General features: G+C 59.9%; 16 protein-coding genes. 7 read left to right on the forward strand and 9 right to left on the reverse strand.

The window, feature by feature from the left end; genetic code table 11:
* Position 1 precedes the first annotated feature (1 nt).
* The 4 genes from ACN9MX_RS20390 (at position 2) to ACN9MX_RS20405 (ending at position 4085) form a co-directional block, all read left to right on the forward strand.
* Positions 2 to 943, forward strand: a complete 942-nt coding sequence (locus ACN9MX_RS20390) for an acetaldehyde dehydrogenase (acetylating) (RefSeq protein WP_363828644.1) — start codon at positions 2 to 4, stop codon at positions 941 to 943.
* A complete protein-coding gene (dmpG, locus tag ACN9MX_RS20395) occupies positions 940 to 1968 on the forward strand; it encodes a 4-hydroxy-2-oxovalerate aldolase (protein WP_133651210.1) in 1029 nt (342 codons plus the stop codon). Before ACN9MX_RS20390 ends, dmpG begins: the two co-directional genes overlap by 4 nt.
* 102 nt (positions 1969 to 2070) lie before the next feature.
* Positions 2071 to 2862, forward strand: a complete 792-nt coding sequence (locus ACN9MX_RS20400; RefSeq protein ID WP_363828647.1) for an alpha/beta fold hydrolase — start codon at positions 2071 to 2073, stop codon at positions 2860 to 2862.
* 305 nt (positions 2863 to 3167) lie between these two features.
* Complete coding sequence (locus tag ACN9MX_RS20405; RefSeq protein WP_166666249.1) at positions 3168 to 4085, forward strand: LysR family transcriptional regulator; 918 nt, start codon at positions 3168 to 3170, stop codon at positions 4083 to 4085.
* Between the two features lie 85 nt (positions 4086 to 4170).
* Here the strand turns inward: ACN9MX_RS20405 and ACN9MX_RS20410 are convergent, their stop codons facing one another.
* The 4 genes from ACN9MX_RS20410 to ACN9MX_RS20425 all read right to left on the reverse strand — a co-directional run bounded on the left by ACN9MX_RS20410 (position 4171) and on the right by ACN9MX_RS20425 (position 7756).
* Positions 4171 to 5028: a fumarylacetoacetate hydrolase family protein gene (locus ACN9MX_RS20410; RefSeq protein ID WP_363828651.1), complete on the reverse strand. Its 858-nt coding sequence runs from the start codon at positions 5026 to 5028 to the stop codon at positions 4171 to 4173.
* 78 nt (positions 5029 to 5106) lie between these two features.
* The gene (locus ACN9MX_RS20415) at positions 5107 to 5523 is read right to left on the reverse strand and encodes a cupin domain-containing protein (RefSeq protein ID WP_133651214.1); all 417 of its coding nucleotides are present in this window, start codon (positions 5521 to 5523) and stop codon (positions 5107 to 5109) included.
* 98 nt (positions 5524 to 5621) lie between these two features.
* Positions 5622 to 6821 (reverse strand): CaiB/BaiF CoA transferase family protein, encoded by a 1200-nt coding sequence (locus ACN9MX_RS20420; RefSeq protein ID WP_363828654.1) that lies wholly within the window; start codon positions 6819 to 6821, stop codon positions 5622 to 5624.
* Positions 6818 to 7756, reverse strand: coding sequence for an HpcH/HpaI aldolase/citrate lyase family protein (locus ACN9MX_RS20425; RefSeq protein ID WP_426387703.1), 939 nt, complete (start codon positions 7754 to 7756; stop codon positions 6818 to 6820). Before ACN9MX_RS20425 ends, ACN9MX_RS20420 begins: the two co-directional genes overlap by 4 nt.
* Before the next feature lie 534 nt (positions 7757 to 8290).
* Between ACN9MX_RS20425 and ACN9MX_RS20430 the strand changes: the two genes are divergently transcribed.
* From ACN9MX_RS20430 to ACN9MX_RS20440, 3 genes are all read left to right on the forward strand, one after another.
* Complete coding sequence (locus tag ACN9MX_RS20430; protein WP_363828660.1) at positions 8291 to 9097, forward strand: SDR family oxidoreductase; 807 nt, start codon at positions 8291 to 8293, stop codon at positions 9095 to 9097.
* Positions 9098 to 9230: 133 nt separating this feature from the next.
* Positions 9231 to 11321 (forward strand): acetoacetate--CoA ligase, encoded by a 2091-nt coding sequence (locus ACN9MX_RS20435; RefSeq protein WP_363828663.1) that lies wholly within the window; start codon positions 9231 to 9233, stop codon positions 11319 to 11321.
* Positions 11322 to 11690: 369 nt separating this feature from the next.
* Positions 11691 to 12575, forward strand: a complete 885-nt coding sequence (locus ACN9MX_RS20440) for an SDR family NAD(P)-dependent oxidoreductase (RefSeq protein WP_363828666.1) — start codon at positions 11691 to 11693, stop codon at positions 12573 to 12575.
* Between the two features lie 119 nt (positions 12576 to 12694).
* Here the strand turns inward: ACN9MX_RS20440 and ACN9MX_RS20445 are convergent, their stop codons facing one another.
* The 5 genes from ACN9MX_RS20445 to ACN9MX_RS20465 form a co-directional block, all read right to left on the reverse strand.
* The gene (locus ACN9MX_RS20445; protein WP_363828669.1) at positions 12695 to 13396 is read right to left on the reverse strand and encodes a nitroreductase; all 702 of its coding nucleotides are present in this window, start codon (positions 13394 to 13396) and stop codon (positions 12695 to 12697) included.
* Positions 13397 to 13498: 102 nt separating this feature from the next.
* The gene (locus ACN9MX_RS20450; protein ID WP_363828671.1) at positions 13499 to 15157 is read right to left on the reverse strand and encodes an AMP-binding protein; all 1659 of its coding nucleotides are present in this window, start codon (positions 15155 to 15157) and stop codon (positions 13499 to 13501) included.
* An 11-nt stretch (positions 15158 to 15168) separates the two neighbouring features.
* Positions 15169 to 15966 (reverse strand): enoyl-CoA hydratase-related protein, encoded by a 798-nt coding sequence (locus tag ACN9MX_RS20455; RefSeq protein WP_363828674.1) that lies wholly within the window; start codon positions 15964 to 15966, stop codon positions 15169 to 15171.
* 97 nt (positions 15967 to 16063) lie between these two features.
* Positions 16064 to 17236, reverse strand: coding sequence for a thiolase family protein (locus ACN9MX_RS20460; protein WP_363828677.1), 1173 nt, complete (start codon positions 17234 to 17236; stop codon positions 16064 to 16066).
* Between the two features lie 28 nt (positions 17237 to 17264).
* Entirely contained in the window at positions 17265 to 18398 is a 1134-nt protein-coding gene (locus ACN9MX_RS20465; protein ID WP_363828680.1) for an acyl-CoA dehydrogenase family protein, read from the reverse strand.
* Between the last annotated feature and the right edge of the window lie 85 nt (positions 18399 to 18483).

An 18483-nucleotide genomic window follows, 5' to 3' on the forward strand; every position in this document is an offset into this window, starting at 1 on the left:
CATGGCCAGGGTGAAGGTTGCCATCATCGGATCGGGCAATATCGGTACCGATCTGATGATCAAGGTAATGCGCCTGTCGGATACGCTGGAGATGGGGGCGATGGTCGGCATCGATCCGGCGTCGGACGGGCTCGCGCGGGCGCACCGGCTGGGTGTTCCGACCACATATGAGGGTCTCGACGGGCTGCTCGCCATGTCCCAGTTCAAGGACATCCAGATCGTGTTCGACGCCACCAGCGCCGGTGCGCACCAGCGCCACAGCCAGGCGGTGCTGGCTGCGGGCAAGCGGATGATCGATCTGACACCGGCCGCCATTGGCCCATACACGATCCCGCCGGTGAACGGCGATGCCAATCTGGACGCGGCGAACGTCAACATGGTCACTTGTGGTGGCCAGGCGACGATTCCCATCGTGGCCGCGGTCAATCGAGTGGCCAAGGTGCATTATGGCGAGATCGTCGCTTCCATCAGTTCAAAAAGCGCGGGCCCCGGAACCCGTGCCAATATCGATGAATTCACCGAAACGACCAGCCAGGCCATCGTCGCCGTAGGCGGAGCTACCCGCGGCAAGGCGATCATCATTCTGAACCCGGCCGAACCGCCACTCATCATGCGTGATACCGTCTATTGCCTGTGCGATGAGGCGGACCAGGATGCGATCCGTCGCTCTATCGACGACATGGTAGCCGAAGTGCAAAGCTATGTTCCAGGTTATCGGTTGAAGCAGTCGGTGCAGTTCGAGCATATCGGTTCCAATCGTCCGCTGCACATTCCCGAAATGGCCTCTACGGGAACCTCGGACTTCACCGGGCTCAAGGTCTCGGTCTTCCTGGAGGTCGAAGGCGCCGCGCACTACCTGCCCGCCTATGCCGGCAATCTCGACATCATGACGTCCGCAGCTCTGAAGACCGCCGAGAAGATGGCCAAAAGGATGGCGCTATGACCTTTGATCCCCATCAGACCAAATTGTACATCCAGGATGTGACGCTGCGTGACGGGATGCATGCGATCCGCCATCAATATGGTCTTGATCATGTTCGCGCCATCGCCAAGGCACTGGATGCAGCAAAAGTCGACGCCATTGAGGTGGCGCATGGCGACGGGCTGCAAGGCTCTTCCTTCAACTATGGCTTCGGCGCCTTCACCGATTGGGACTGGATCGGCGCGGTAGCCGAGGTTCTGGAACATTCAGTGCTCACCACGCTGCTGCTGCCCGGTATCGGAACGGTGCATGACCTCAAACATGCCTATGAGATGGGCGTGCGCTCGGTCCGCATCGCCACGCACTGCACCGAAGCCGACGTTTCCAAGCAGCATATCGAGGCGGCCCGCGCTCTGGGTATGGACGTCTCCGGCTTCCTGATGATGAGCCACATGACCACGCCGGATGCGCTGGCGACGCAGGCCAAGCTCATGGAAACCTATGGCGCGCATTGCGTCTACGTCACCGACAGTGGCGGCGCGATGAACATGGACGAATATGCCGCTCGCCTGCAGGCCTATGATCGCGTCCTGAAGCCGGAGACCCAGCGCGGCGTCCACGCGCACCACAATCTCTCGCTGGGCGTCGCCAACTCGATCGTCGCCGTGCAGAATGGCGCAATACGCGTCGATGCGAGCCTCGCCGGCATGGGCGCTGGGGCCGGCAACGCGCCGCTGGAGGTTTTTATCGCCGCTGCCGATCGCTACGGATGGAATCATGGGTGCGACCTTTATGCGCTGATGGATGCAGCGGAAGATCTTGTCAGGCCGCTGCAGGACCGCCCTGTGCGGGTCGATCGCGAAACGCTGACCCTTGGCTATGCCGGCGTCTATTCCAGCTTCCTTCGTCATGCGGAAAAGGCCGCGCTCGACTATGGCCTCGATACCCGTTCCATCCTGGCCGAGGTCGGCCGCCGCAAGATGGTCGGCGGGCAGGAGGACATGATCGTCGACGTCGCGCTGGACATGTTGAAGTCCGGCAACTGACATGTCACGGCTGTTGGCATTTGCCGTTCGCACGCCGCCCGAACTGTACAGCCGTTTCATGCTCGGCGGCCCTTGGCCATCGAACGACTTGATGGAGACTGGATGCCTCACTTAGATCTCGGCGATATCTGCCTGCATTATGAAGAGCATGGCGTCGGCCGTCCCATATTGTGCCTGGCGGAACTGGGCGGCAGCACACGAACCTGGCGTCACGTTGTTGGCGCCCTGGCCCAGGACCATCGTCTCCTCCTCCTCGACATCCGCGGAACCGGACGTTCGGAAAAGCCGTGCCAGCCCTACAGCATGGCCGCCATAGCCAATGACGTGCAGCGCTTCCTCACCCGGCAGGGTATCGACAGCATCGACATCATGGGATGCGCGATGGGATCGATCGTGGCGCTTGAGGTCGCCCTTCAGGCGCCGGCGCTGGTGCGCTCACTGTTGCTCTGCTCGGTATCGCCCGACATCCCTGAAAAGACCCGCCTCTATGCCGGACAGCGCGCCAGCGACATTCGCGCGGGTGGCATGCGTGTTGCCTCCCGCACGAGCGCCGAACTGTCATTTCCCGAAGGAATAGCGCTGCCGTTCGCGTTTGCCCGATCGGAATATGAAGGCGACTTCCTGGCAAATGACCCCGATGCCTATGCAGCGCTGACCGAAGCGCTGCTCGATTGGCAGGGCGGTCCGCGCCTGGCCAGCATCGCATGCCCCTGCCTGTGTCTGGCGGGGGATCAGGATTTCATGTGGGATCCCGCCGTGGTCGAGGCCACGACACGCGCGCTTCCGAACGCATCGTTCGACGTCGTCGAAGCAGCCGGCCATTTCCCTCCCCTCTCCTCCCCGGATGGTTTCGTGGCAAAGGCGCGGGCCTTTCTCGATTCGCGACCCGACTGAGCGAAACTATTTGGGAGCGACGGCGGATGGTCCCGTCCGCGGGACATGACAGTGCCCCAAAATATTTAACAGGGCAGGGAGGCAATCGCCTGTTGTGCTGAACTCTCGCCGGATCGGCAGGAACGGCACGCATCATCCTGATCCGATGCAATTTGTCTTGCTGGAGCGACGCGTACGCAGCGCTCCGCCACCATTGCGACTTTCTCAAGAAATCCTTGAAGATACAACTTGAAAGCGCTTATCTATCAGATCAATGCATAAATGCGGACGATGAAACCGCTCGGCCGCCAGCCGCGAGACCCCATATGCATATCAACCTCAACTTTCTTCAGACCTTCATCAGCGTGGCCGAACATGAGAGCTTTCGGCGTGCGGCGGAAGAGATGGGGCGGACACAATCCGCGATCAGCATGCAGATCCGTCAACTGGAGGACCAGATCGGTGCCCGACTGTTCAATCGAAGCACACGGCGCGTCGAGTTGACAATGGAGGGCGAGCGTTTGTTGCGCTTTGCGCGTCGTTCGCTCGCCGACCTCAACTTCGGGCTCCGCTCGTTGAAAGAAGAACTCAAGATGCGGAAGGGATTCGTCTCTTTTGGCTGCATCCCGACGCTATCCTCCTCATTGCTCCCGCACCTTATCTACAGCTTCGAGCAGGAGTTCCCTGGCATCACCATGAGCGTCCGCGAAAGCTCGATGCAGGACCTGCTCGAAAAACTGCGCAGCAAGGAGATCGAAATGGGGATCGGCCTGAATGTCGAAGGCGCAGTCGACTTCGTCTTCGAACCATTCCTGCAGGAAGAGATCATGGCGTTCATCCCCCCGCCCTTCCAGAACCGTTCGGCGACCAGCATCACGCTGGCCGAACTTGCAGAACTTCCGGCCATTGTGCTCGACAGTGCCACGGCGCTGCGCGGAGTATTGGATGCGGAATTGGCAGCGCGCGGTCTCAAGCTGCGGACACGCTACGAGGTCAGCCAGGTGCAGACGCAATATGCGATGGCCGTCGAAGGTATTGGGGTAGCCATCATGCCAGCCTGTGCCATTCCACGCGGGAACCGAGAAAATCTCCAGATCCTCCCCATCGTGGACCCGCGGCTGAGCCGCACGATCTGCATCATTACTCCCCGCGGCACTGTTTTGCGCGAAGCGGCGCGCGCTTTCGCGGACTTCACGAAAAGCATGTTGAGCGCACAGTCGGCCCGCCCCGCCCCACCAGCCTGAGCGCGCGCCTGCCAAATGCCTCAAGCTTCGGAAAGACCTCGCACTTCCCCATTTGTGGCTTCGTCTGATCCAGTCCGCCGCACAATCAGGCAGCCGAAACTGCGACCCGCATAGTCCCTACCTGGTCGATATGCACGTCGATGATGTCTCCGGGTGCCACCGGCCCCACGCCCGCCGGCGTGCCGGTGAAGATCACGTCCCCCGGCAACAGCGTGTAATAGCTGGAGGCAAACTCGATGAGCTTGGGGACGTCGTAGATAAGATAGCTGGTATTCGAAGCCTGCCGCGTCTCGCCATTGATCTTGAGCCAGAAGTCCAGCTTGCCCGGCTCAGCGATCTCATCGGCGGTGACAAACCACGGCCCCAGGACTGCATAGCTGTCCACAGAGGCACGGAATGTCTTCTGCTGGACGCCCCGCACTGTCATGTCGAGGCCCACGCAATATCCCGCGACGTAAGACATCGCTTCTTCAGCCGGAATGTTGGTTCCGGTCTTGCCGATGATGACGACCAGCTCCGCCTCATGGTCAGTGCGGCGATCCGGGAAGCGTAACTTCACGCCGTCTCCGGCACCGACCAGCGAACTGTTCGCTTTGAAGAACAGACCCCAATCACCGATGGGCTTGATGACGTTGCCCTGCGACAGGTTGGGATCGGCGCGCGACTCGGCGAGATGATCATTATAGTTGACCGGCGCGCCGATGATCTTGGACGGATTGGCGACAGGGCTCAGCAGCTTGATCTCCTTGAGCCCGCGGCGCGGCGCGGAGGGCGCAAGTTCGGTCACGCGGGCAAGAACAGCATCAAGATTGCTGTAGAGCAGATCAGCCATCGGCAGCGGGTAACGGCATTCCGGAAGGATTTGCAGCGCCTCGGTCACATCCAAAACGCTGTCGCCCTGCACAAGGCCGAGCCGGTTGTCGTCAAAACGGCAGATCCTCAACGCCTAATCTCCTCCTGAAAAAGTCTGATACAACACCGGCCTGCGTAGCGGTCCTTCCTGGACATGGCCGTCATCGCCTCATGCATCGATCGTGTCGTATTCCTTGGGAATGGTGATCTCAAGGTTGCGGGCATCGGGCGAGTAATCAAGCACGGTGTGCGCTATGCCCGACGGCATCAGGCAACAGTCGCCCGGCTCCATCAAAACCTCGCCATGGCCCTCGAACTCCAGTTTCATCCAGCCTTCGAGCATGTAGAACATCTGCACCTGGGTGATGTGCCGGTGACGTTTGCGTACCTCGTCCGTGCATGGAGGAACGAGCTTGATCACATGAGCATGCAACATGCCGTTGGTCGCCTCTGCAAATCCCAGATCGCGATATTTCGCAAAAGGTCGCAACCCGTCAGACTTGAAATCCTCCTCGCCATGCAGCTTCGCAACCACAAGCTTCGACACCACGAGGTTTGAAGTCGCGTTTGATGCCTCATTGTCCAAGATGCATCCTCCTTTATCATTGCCTTCCGACGCCATGCCGGCTGTACGCTATCGTCAGACTTCGCGATCGCGAAGTGTCGTCCTCGCCCATGCCCTCGTCACACCACGCGTTCTCGCATCAGTTGATCGATACGGTCCCGATTCAAACCCAGCAACTCACCCAGCACAGCCTCCGTCGATTGGCCGAGCGCAGGACCGGCATGGCTGAAACGGGGGGGCGTCGCGGACAATCGGGGCAATGGTGCGGGGATAACGAGTTCGCCGACCCGCGGATCCTGAATCCTGAGCAGATTCTCGCGAGCGGCATATTGCGGATCGGCGAATATGTCAGCGATGTCGAGCAGCTTGCTCGCCGGCGCCTGTGCCGCCTCGCAGCGCGCCAGAATTTCGGTGGTCGGCAGGCTCTTCACCCAGTCGGCCACGATCGCGTTGACCTCTACGCGATGGCGATCCCGTTGGACGAGCGTGGCATAGCGCGGATCCTGCGCGAGCTCGGGCCGGTCCATCGCCCTGGTCAGCCGCTCCCACATCCGATCGTTCGAGCAGGCCAGCGCGACCCACGCGCCATCGGCCGTTTCATAGTGGCTGTGGGGCACGATATTGACCGTATCGGGCCCCATCCGTTCGCGCTTGTAGCCGGACGATGCGAAAGCGGGCGCCAATTCATCCAGGACGCGGAAGATGCTCTCATAGAGGCCGATGTCGACGACCTGACCGCGTCCGGTCTGCTCCGCCACGCGCAGGGCAACCATCACGCCGAAGGCCCCGAACAGTCCGGTCATGTAATCCGCCAGCGAGGTGGAGCCGGGAACCACCGGCGGGCGGCCAGGCTCTCCTGAAAGATACGCCAGGCCGCTGAACGCGTGTGCGATACGCGCGAAGCCGGGCTTGTCACGCATCGGCCCGGTCTGGCCATAGGCGCTCACACGCAACATCACCAGCTTCGGATTGATGGCCGCCAGATCCTCGTAGCCGAGGCCCCATTTCTCCATCGTTCCCGGCCGAAAATTCTCCAGCACCACATCGGATTTCTCGACGAGTTGGCGGAAGATGTCCGCCCCTTCCTTCTTCCGCAGGTCAAGCGTCATGGACTGGCGGTTTCGCGCCTCGCTCAGCCAGACGAGCGTGTCACCGCAGGAGGTGGCTGTCCCGAAGCGACGAAGGGAATCGCCCTCCCCCGGCTGCTCGATCTTGATCACCTCGGCACCGAAGTCTGCCATCAGCGTGCCGCAGAACGGCGCCGCGATGAAGGTCGCAACGTCCAGCACGCGAATGTCACTGAGCGGTCCGGCGCTCAAGCGACGGCCCCCTGGAACAGGGTCGCTCGGGCAAGGATCTTTTCGGCCAGCTTGACATGCGCGCGATCGATAAGAACGCCTTCGATGCCGATAGCTCCCTGGCCATCCGATGCCGCCGCCGCCATGCGATCGGCGATGCGCCGCGCCCAGGCGATCTGGGCCGGCGTCGGAGAGAAAATCTCATTCGCTATCGCCACCTGCGAGGGGTGGATCGCCCATTTGCCCTCGAACCCCAGTGCCCGCGCGCGGATCGCGCTGGCGCGATAGGCATCGGGATCGCCATAATTGGCGAAGGGTCCATCGATGGGACGCAGACCGTGGGCGCGACAGGCATTGGCAATCCGCGCCAACGCGAAGTGCCACTGGTCGTTTTCCGCGCCACCAACCGCATATTCCGGGTTGGGCGCTCCGAACACCGTGTCGAAATTCTCAAGTTCTATCGAATAATCTCCCACGCCGAAAATGATGCCTTCCAGCCGCGGCGACGATGCGGCGATCGCTTCCACTTCCGCCAGTCCGCGCGTCGTTTCCATCAGGATTTCGATCCCTACTCGCCTCTCCCGCGGCGTTTCGAGTTCCAGGCAGCCGAGCAGCCGGTCGACGAAGCGAACATCTTCGCTCGTCTGCACCTTGGGCAGCAGGATCATGTCCAGCCGCGGACAGCGCGCAACGGCCATAATGTCCGCGATCGCCCAAGGCGTATCCAGGCCATTGACCCGCACGGAAACGATCTTGGTGCCCCAATCGACATCGTTCAGCGCCTTGACCGCGTTAGCGCGCCCTTCCTCCCGCCGGTTCGGCGCGACGGCATCCTCCAGATCGAGGAAGATGGAGTCAGCGGGTCCCTGTGCTGCCTTTTGAAAAAAATGGGGTGATGTCGCCGGAACCGCCAGTTCGGAACGCTGGACTCGCTGAATTCTCGCAATATCTGCCATTATTGTTCCTGGCCCCACCTAAGCCGGTGCGCGTGCAAGCGCCGCGGCTTGGCAGCGCTCCCTTCCATCAAACCGATTGTTCGCTCTGGCTAGACGAAAAGCCAAAGTCTGTCTCATTCATCCTTCTGATGAACTCATCATAAAAATTCATGCAGCGTGACGACACGAGTGTAACAGCAAGAATCGGGCCGACACCGCCATGTTGACAGTTCGCAGTGATCGAGAGTAGTCAGCTGGTTACGCAGCTTTGGCGGTGATGGTCCCGCAATTTATGCAAGAGCATGCTGCTTCAACATTGAAAGTCTTCGTGCCGCACATTTAAGGGCTTGGATACACAGTTTTCTACCAAGTCTCTGGTTGACTGCCGAATATGTCGAGCTATTCAAAGGAAGCTGATATCCTGTGACAGCTCCGGTCGCTTGAACCTTTTCAAGGGCAATTCCCGGCCGAATGTGGCTGGGCTCGAATCCGGCAGGGCACTAGTTTTCATTTATGGAGAACGGTGAGTGGAGAGTGTTTGGCAAGGCGACCGCCATGAGTGATATGGACTTCCGCGGCCGAATGGCCTTCATATCCGGGGCAGCAAGTGGCATCGGCCGGGCTACCGCCATGGAATTCGGGCGACGGGGGCTGAAGGTCGCCGTCGCCGATATCGATCTTGTCGGAGCAGAAAGGGTGGCTGCCCAGATCGAAGGCGCATCTGCGGTGCTGCTCGACGTCCGCGATGCGGAAAGCTGGAATATCGCGCTGGATGAGGCGGAAGATCGTCACGGACCCCTGGCCGTTCTGTTCAGCAATGCCGGTGTTGCGGGCAGCACCGATCCCGTAAGCCAAACGTCGCAGGCCGCCTGGGAATGGTCGCGCTCAGTTAATCTTGACGGCAACTTCCATGGCCTGACGCAAGGCCTGCATAGAATCCTCGCGTCGGGCCGTAATGGCCATGTGGTGGCGACCGCGTCGCTGGCGACGCTCAATGTCAAGGCACGGACGGGCGTTTATACCGCGATGAAGGCCGGCGTGGTCGCATTGTGCGAGGCCCTTCGCGACGAACTGAGCGGCAGCGGCATAGGAGTTTCGGTTCTGATGCCCGGGCCGGTCAGGACATCCCTGCTGGAGGCGAACGCCGCTCGGGCGCCTGCTCAGCTTTCAACAGGCGACCGGATGGAGACTATGGAGGAAGTCCTGCGCAACGGCATCGATCCCGCTGAGGTCGCAACCCTGGTGGCCGATGCGATCGGAACGGAACGCTTCTGGCTGTTTCCCAATCGGGATCTTGAGGATCGAATTGACACGCGCGCCGCGGATATGAAGAAGGCGTTTCATACGCTGGCGTCCAATTGACCACCCGCGCGCGACGTTGAAGCCGACCGAAGAGGCGGCAGGCTGCACAAGCCAGCCTGATGTGGCGGCGGACCAGTTGGTGAGTGATCGATCGAAGGGGGATGAACGAACCCCCTCGCATGGGAGAGTATGCGTGGTCACGACAGATACTGATAGCGAACTCGGGTCGGTTGCCGCAGAGGCTGCGTTGGCCGGCGCTGGTCGCGGGCGGGTCATCTGGACGCCGACGGCGGCCGATCGCCAGCAGTCGACGCTCACCATGTTCATGACCTGGCTCAAGCAGAGCCGCAACCTCTCGTTCGAGGGATATGAGGAGCTCTGGCGCTGGTCAACTACAGACCAGGCCGAATTCTGGGAGGCAATCTGGCACTATTTCGCTGTTGAAGCTGATGTCCCCTACAACAGCGTGATGGAAGGCGCGGGCTTTCAGAATACGCAATGGTTTACAGGGGCAAGGCTTAATTTCGCGCGCATGGTGATGCGGCACGAAAAGCGTCTAGCTGACCATGTGGCGATCTCAGCCTTTCATGAAGATGGCAGTTACGCGCGCTGGACATGGTCAGAGCTGGGCACAGCGGTCCGACGAGTCGCGACGGGCTTCCGCGCGATGGGGATCGGGCCCGGTGACTGCGTCGCCGCCTATCTGCCCAACGTAGTGGAAGCCGCGATCGGTTTCATCGCCGCAGCGGCGGTCGGTGCGGTCTGGTCGTCGTGCAGCCCCGAATTCGGCGCCGGCGCCGCAACGGACCGCTTCGCGCAGATCGAGCCCAAGCTGCTCATCGCGACCTCCCGCTATGATTATGCCGGCAGGCTGCACGATCGCAGCGAGAGCGTGCGTGACCTCGTCAAGGGTCTGCCAACGCTGGAGCATCTGGTCCTTTTGCAGGATGATGCCCAGAATCTGATCGATCACGGACCTCTGCTGCGGAGTTGGTCATCTCTTGCTGCGACGCCGGAGCCGACATATGACGACTTCACCTTTGAGCCGGTACCCAGCGACCACCCCTTGTGGGTTGTCTATACATCCGGCACGTCCGGTGCGCCAAAGGCGATCGTTCACACGCATGTCGGTGCACTTCTCGGCGCGATGAAGGACCTCACCTTCCATCTCGAGGCAAGGGAAGGCTCCGTCCTGCTATTCTATGCCACGCCGAGCTGGATCGTCTGGAACACGGTGCTCGCCAGCCTTGCCCTTGGAACGCATGTGGTGCTTTACGACGGTAGTCCGTTCCATCCGGATCTAGGCAGCCTCTGGTCCATCGCCGAACGCGCCGGCGCGACCATAATGGGCGTGAGCCCAGGCTTTGCCGGACGAATGAAGGATCGGGCATATAATCCCGCCGCGCAGCATGACCTTCAAAGGCTCGAAGCGCTCATTCTCTCGGGTGCAGTAGCCGAAGCCCCGCTCTATGAATGGCTTGCGGATGTCTTGCCCCCGCATTGCCGGATCCTCTCGCAGGCCGGCTCGACCGAAGTTTGCGGCGGCTACGCCGGCGGCGTGCGCCTGCTGCCAATCCATGCCGGTGAATCAACGGCAAGGATGCTGGGCATGGACGTGGACTCCGTGGATCCGGAGGGCAGATCGCTTCGCGGCAGCGCTGGCGAGCTTGTGATCAGCACCCCCTTCCCCAACGCTCCTCGATGCCTCTGGAAAGATCCGGGCGGCATCCGGCTCGCCGCCAGTTACCTGTCGCATTTTGGCGGCCGCTGGCAACAGGGCGACATGATAATCATCCACTCCGACGGAGGATGCAAAATCCTTGGTCGATCCGATGCCACGATAAACCGGCATGGGGTTCGTATGGGGACCAGCGAATTCTACCGCGCTTTGGAAGATGATCCGGCCATCACGGATGCGATTGCCGTCTTCCCGCAGGCGGGGCGATATCGCGACCGACTGATGCTGTTCGTGACCCTGACGGATGGACGGGTGCTGGACGACGATTTGCTCGCCGCTATCGCGGCACGGATCAGTGCACGGCTGAGCCCGCGGCACGTGCCCGATGATATTTTTGATGCGCCTGCCATTCCTTATACGTCGAACGGCAAGCGCATGGAGGTGCCTCTCAGGCATTTGCTGGAGGGGCAGATTCATGCGCAACATTTCGGAGCCGCACTGCAGCACGATCGTGCAACGGCAGACTGGTTTACGGCATTTGCTGGCGAACCCGCCCCTGCCAGCGAATGTCACAGGCAGGCCGCTTTTTCTCCGCCGCGGCGTTGACAGCTCACCGGTGCTCCGTCCTGCTCGCGCAAGGATCATTGGCCGGGCCGCATAACATCGCTGTTGGCTCATTTTCGGGCCATTCGAGACTCGTCAAACATTCTTAGACTCACAATCCGGACAATTTTAGAACAATTGCACTATCAAATGCTATAGAGAGAGTGATAGGCAATGCCGATAAAGCCAATAGCTTCTCACTATCCTTCAGCGCGAACACTTTGACCCACGGCTCGCCGGTATACCCGCGCCGGTCCCTGCCAAACAGCGGCTACTCGATCCGGAGACGATTCAAATCGAATAAAATATCATCGCGCCGGTACACGCCATGTCGACACACGCTGAGCAAACGCCAGGACAAGAGGATGGAACATGGAACGTCAGCACGAACTTGATCTGACAGGAAAAATCGCAATCGTGACCGGTGCGAGCCGCGGGGTCGGCCGGCAGGTCTCGCTTGATCTGACACGGCGCGGCGTCAAGGTGGCATTGGTTGCACGCACGATTGATCGCGATCCGGATCTGCCGGGCAGCCTTGGCGCGACGGCGCGATTGATCGAGAAAGCCGGCGGGGAGGCGCTGATTGTGCAGGCCGATCTTGCTCGGCGGGCCGACCTGAAGCGGATAGTCGATGAAACTGTAGCCCGATTTGGCGGGGTTGATATCCTGGTGAATAACGCCGCATCCACGGTGGGCTCGGTTTGGTCGAAGCCATTTCTGGACATCAGCTTCGAAGAATGGTCGCGCGATTTCGACGTCAATCTCCACGCACCGTTCATCCTGATGCAACTTGCAACCCCGATCATGGCCGCTCGCGGTGGTGGGCGAATCATCAACATCACCACCGGTTCCGCCGAAGCGCATCGCCGGGTAGAAGAAGAAGTACCGGCGGCCACGTCATTCGGATTCAGTGGGACCACGCCCAGTTACTTCGCCAGCAAGCGCGCGCTGGATCGACTTTCCAATGTCATTGCGCCCGAATTGCGGGCACAAAATGTGTTTGTCATCGGTCTGCATCCCGGCTGGGTAGCATCCGAAGTGGTTTCGGCACGATTGGCGTCCAGGGGTTTTGTTCCGAAAGAAGGCGAGCCGCGTCCAATCGATACGGTCATCCCGTCCCGGATGATCATCTATTTCGTCGCATGCGCTGATCCGGAAGAATATACGGGGCGCTTGTTCGTGGCGGAGCGCGAAATGAAAGCACTGGGCATCAGCCGCGCCGAATTGGGTGATCCAGCGCTGGCCGCGCCAGCATAGCCTTGGAAATGTAGTTGCAATAGATATTCTACAGGCTCTGCAGACTTCAGCGAGCCTTCGAAACGCGACTGCTTGGCGTCAACCGGCCGCGAAGCCTGAATCGTCATGATCTCGCTGGATCAGCCATGGAAGCTGGTAGTTTCCTCGAGGGGACTACGCCCTGTCCGCGCGGCGTTGGCGGGGACGGACATGTCTTCAAATCCGAAGGATATGCCATAGAGCAGTCGCTGGTCCGGTCCAATTCCCAGTTCCGATCGCACGATATCAGGATAATAGCCCAAGGCTCCCTGAGGACAGGACGCAATGCCGAGCGCCGTCAACCCAAGCATCAGCGTCTGAGCGTAGAGCCCACAGTCAGCGATTTCACGCGACAGCGCCCAGTCGGGCACGAAGAGAAAGGCAGCGTGCGGCGCGTCGAAAAATCCGAAATTACGCAGCGCGGCATGATTGCGTGCTGACCGGTCGTCGCGGGCGATGCCCATTGCAGCATAAAGTTGGCGGGCGCTATCCACCTGCCTGTCGCGATAAATACCGGGGTAGGTCAACAGCCCCGAAAAATCCGGCTCAGCGGCGATTCCAGCCGACACCGCTTCCACAAACGCGTGGCGGATACGCGCCAGAGGCTTGCCGCTCACGACATGCACCAACCATGGTTGCACGTTGCAGTTTGACGGCGCTGAAAGTGCAAGCTCCAGAGCGCGCCGTTGGATCGACATCGGCACCGGGTCGGATAGGAAGCCGCGCACCGACCGGCGGCCTCGCGCAATCCGTTCGAGTGCTTCAAAATCGCCCTGTTCCCTTTCGTTCATCGCACCGTCCATGACCGTGAAGTCTCCTTCCGCTCGCTGCCTCCCCTCAGCGTCGCTCTGGCTCCTTTTCGTCCGCGAACCAAGTGTGTCGCCTTTGTGGCGACGCGGACCGCCTCATACCCCCTGCTGCAGTTCAGCTTTCAGCTTTTCAGTCACAAGCGCCGTCAATTCTCGCTTCAGCGTCTTGCCCCCAGCCGATCTCGGAAACTCCTGCATGATTTCGAGCCGCTCAGGCAATTGCCATGTCGCGAGGCCCTCGCCACGCAGGAAGTCCAGCAATCCCGCCAGTTCCAGTCCCGCTCCCGGCCTTGCTATGACAAATGCACAGGCCCGCTCGCCCAGCACAGGATCCGGCATTGCCGCGACCGCTACGTCCTGGACGTCGGCATGCTTGATCAACGCCTCTTCGATCAAAAGGGGCGAAACATTACGACCGCCCCGGAGGATCATGTCCTTTATCCGCCCAACAATCTTCAGGTAACCGTCTTCGTCAAATTGCCCAAGATCGCCGCTTTTGTAGAAATGATCCTGCGTAAATACAGATCTGGTCTGATCATCGGCCCCTAAATATCCCCATGACTTGTCAGCACCACGCCAGGTCACTTCACCGACGGTGCCCGCTGGCAGTGCGTTACCGTCCGAATCGCGAATTTCGCATTCGCAACCCGCAACGATGCGACCGACAGTGCCGAGCCTTTTCTCCCGCGGATCATCGGCAGTCGTCAGCGTGGGCGTCCCGGCATCTGTCGCTCCATAAATGCTCTGGATCACAGCGCCCGTCAGTTCCTCGACCTCTCGCGCCGCTTCATAGGGAAGCGGAGCGCCGGCATTGGTGATCACTCGCAGGTTATGAAAATCACCCTTTGGCCTGGATCGGAATGTGGGCAACAGCTTGATGAGCTGAGCCGGAATCGCGGTCGCGTAGGTGCAGTTTTCCCTGACCATCAAATCCGCCGCATCTTCAGGATTGCTCCAATGGGGGAGCATTACCGACGTGCCGCCGTTCAGCAGGGGCATGAGGACAGGATAGACATATCCGGTCGCTCCGGTTCCGGCGGGCGCAAGGGCGGCCGCCACGTCGGTTTCCACAAAACGGGCGCCATCTCTGGCGGCATTCAGCATGGCCTGAAGATCGTTGCTCGAATAGCGGCTGATCTTCGAGATTGCTGTTGTCCCCCCTGACAGCATCAGCGCCGCGGGATAGTCCGGATCAGGCCGGAGCGATGCAATCTGCTTTGTGCCTAACGGTTCAGCCGCAACAAGCATTTCGAAGGGTTTTATCCCATCTCCCGCGCTTTCGCCGATAACAAAATGTGTCTTCAGGTCAGGAAGATCGGGCCTCAGATCCCTGATCATCTGCACATAATCGAAGTCGCGATATAGATGCCGCGAGATAACCACCTTCACCTTGGCCTGCGCCAGCAAGTGCCCGACTTCCAGGGCACGCCAGCTGTCATGCAGCGGCATGTACAACATACCCACCATATTGCACGCGAGATGCAGAACGGGAATCTCGTAACTATTGGGCAGTTGACCGGCGATCACATCGCCGGGTTCGAGGCCCTCGGCCAGCAAGCCATTGGCCACGCTCAGTACGTCTCGCTGAAGCTGTCGGTAAGTCGCACGCCGGCCATCCACGACAATCGCCAGCTTGTCCGCAAACCGTTCAGCCTGCGCAAGAAAGCGCTCGCTTAGAGTGACGTCCTGCCACAACCCTGCGGCACGATATTGCCTGGCCTTTTCCGGGGACGTGAGAGGAAGTTCCATAGTCATCTGTCTGGCTCCTAGCGATAAGGAGAGAAGTCTGGCCTGCGCTTTTCAATGAAGGCACGTCCTCCCTCTTCCTGTTCTCCGGTTTCAAAAAAGTTGGGCGCCACCTCCGTCACCACGTCAGAAACGTTTTTGCCCATATATGGCAGCATGTGATCCTTGAAGGATGACTTGACTGTCTTGAGCGCCGTAGGGCTGAGAGCGAGCAATTCATCGCACCACTTCCTGACTTCGGCGTCGAGTTGTTCTGCGGGAACAACCGCGTTGACCAGTCCCCATTCGAGCATTTGCGCGGCCGTATAGCGCCGGCACAGCATCCACATCTCTCTTGCACGCTTATGGCCTATGATGCTGGCGAGATGCGAGACGACATATCCTCCCGCAGGCGACGCCACGCGGGGGCCGTTCTGCCCGAAAATGGAGTCTTCCGAAGCGATCGTGAAATCGCAGAAATAGTGGAGATGATGGCCACCCCCCACTGCATATCCCTTCACCCGCGCGATGACCGGCTTCAGGCAGGAAATAATATCTTCGCCCAGCTTCCAGTCATGTCCCTTCAAACCGCCTTCAACTTCCCACTCGATGTCCCCACCAGCGCTGAACGCCTTGTCCCCTGCCCCCGTCAGCACGATGACCCCGACCGCGCGATCCTCGCCGGCACGCGCGACCGCATCGCGCAGCTCGTCGATCGTATGCCCGTTGAATGCGTTCAGCTTTTTCGGTCGATTTATGGCGATCGTGGCAACACTGTCCGCAACATTGTAAAGAATATCGCTATAGCTGCCGGCTTCATCTGCTTTATCATCGTTCATTGCGCTGTCCTACTCGCTCGAACGGACCAGCAATCCGACGCCAGATGCGCCCGGAACCGGCCGGCCCTCTTCCCGTTTTGTCGCACTGCCGGCCTGGCTAAGCCTCACAGCGCTCGATAATCGTCGCCGTCGCCAACCCGCCGGCGCAACAGATGCTCTGAAGGCCAAACCTGCCGCCGCGACGTTCAAGCGCGTTGAGCAAGCTTGTCATGATCCGCGCGCCCGAAGCTCCCAAAGGATGGCCCAGAGCGATTGCGCCTCCGTTCACATTCAGGCGATCGTGACCGACGTCATGTTCCTTCATCCAGGCCATCGGCACGGTCGCAAACGCCTCATTGACTTCGAAAAGATCGATATCTGAAAGGCTCAACCCGCTGCGCTCCAAAATCCTGCTCGTCGCGGCGACAGGTCCGGTCAACATGAGTTCGGGGTCCGAACCGACCACCGTGATGGCCCGAATCCGGGCGCGGACCTTCAATCCCCATCGATCGGCAGCAGCTTGCGAGGCCAGCAGAACGGCCGCTGCGCCATCGCAAATCTGGGAAGAATTTCCAGCCGTCACCCGTCCATCGTCACGGAAGCTGGTTTTCAATGTTGCCAGCTTTTCCCGGCTCGTGTCCCGGCGGATGGTTTCGTCGACCAAGACTGTGTCAGTGGCTTCCAAGTCCCGTTCGACATATTCGGCAAGATTAACCGGATTGATTTCGCCATCGAAGTCGCCACGATCAGCTGCGGCGGCCGCGCGCCGGTGGCTTTCAATGGCGAAATCATCAATCTGATCGCGCGTGAATCCGTAACGGTCAGCAATCTTCTCGGCAGCCTCACCCTGCGATGTCAGATTAAAACGATCTGTCAATCTCCAGCCAAACACGTCTCCATGCAGCGCACGGTTGCTGCCCATGGGAACCCGCGTCATATTCTCCGCGCCGCCCGCAACGACGATGTCAGCCAGGCCGCTGGCGATTTCGCCTACTGCCGTGTGAATCGCGGCCTCGGACGCTCCACATTTGCGATCGACTGTCATGCCCGGGATATGCTCTGGCCATCCGGCGCTGAGCAGCGCCGTCCGCGCAATATTCCCGCATTGTTCCCCAATCTGGGTAACGCAGCCGAACACAACATCGTCGACATGATCCGTCGAAAGGCCATTCCGATCAACGATCGCACGCAGGACATTCGCCCCCAGATGATCGGCGCGCACGCCGGAGAACGATCCCCGAAAACGGCCGATCGGGGTCCGAATGGCATCAACTATCACTATTCCCGTCATATAGCTTCACCTTGAACAGGCCCGCATGTCAAAGCGTGCGTGCTATGATCTCGCGCATGATTTCTGACGTTCCGGCGTAAATGCGCATGACACGGGCGTCGCGCCAGGCGCGACTGACGACGAATTCGTTCATAAAGCCATAGCCGCCGTGCAGTTGGACCAGGTCATCGAGGATCCGGTTTTGCATCTCGGCTCCCATCAACTTGGCCATGGCTGCGCGATCCGCGCTGAGTTCGCCACGCAAAAACTCCGCAAGGCAGTCATCCACGAAAGCCCGCAGCATCTCCAGCTGGGCACGCGCATCGGCCAGCTTGAATTTGGTATTCTGAAACGAAAACAGTGGAGCTCCAAATGCGCTTCGGTCCTTCGTATATTCGACCGTCCGCTCCAACATGGCCTCGATCGAGGCAGCCGCGCGGATCGGCACGATCATCCTTTCCTGCGGCAATTCGGACATCATGTAGGAGAAGCCCAGATTTTCCTGGCCGAGCAGATAATGTGCCGGGACGCGAACATCTTCAAAGAACAGTTCGGCAGTATCCTGCGCAAGGAGACCGATCTTGTCGAGTTTCCTGCCCTTCGTGAAGCCCGGCGTACCTTCCGGAACCACGATCAGCGATACGCCCTTGCGACCCGCGGAGGGATCAGTCTTGCAAGCAAGAATGATCAGACCACAATTTATACCATTGGTAATGAAGGTCTTTGAACCGTTGATGACATATTCGTCGCCCTCGCGACTGGCCGTCGTCCTTATGGCCTTTACGTCGCTCCCGGTTCCGGGCTCCGTCATGCCCAGGGCACCGATAGCTTCTCCCGCGATCAGCCGCGGCATCCACTCCTGCTTCAGTTCTTCCGTGCCGAACTTCGTAATATAGGGAGTAACCACGTCGCTGTGCATGGAGAAGCCGAGCCCAGTCGCGTTCTCCCGGGCAAGCTCCTCTATCATCACAGCGGCAAAGCCGAAGTCACCTCCAGCACCGCCATATTCTTCGGGAGCCATGGGGCATAGCAATCCCCACCTGCCGGCTTCGCGCCACACTTCGCGCGGTACCAGGCCTTGCTTCTCCCATTCAAGATGATGCGGCACAACATGTTGTTCGAGAAAAGCGCGAACTGCATCCCGAAACATCTCGTGCTCGGCGGTAAATACAGTCCGTGCCAAGTCACTCTCCAAATCCCAGATTTAATTCACAACCTGCATATATCCCATGGCGGCTTGATGACGGGGTCCGTCATCTATTCAGCGC

The sequence above is a fragment of the Sphingobium sp. R-21 genome (genome assembly GCF_049913335.1).
Classification (GTDB): Bacteria; Pseudomonadota; Alphaproteobacteria; order Sphingomonadales; family Sphingomonadaceae; genus Sphingobium.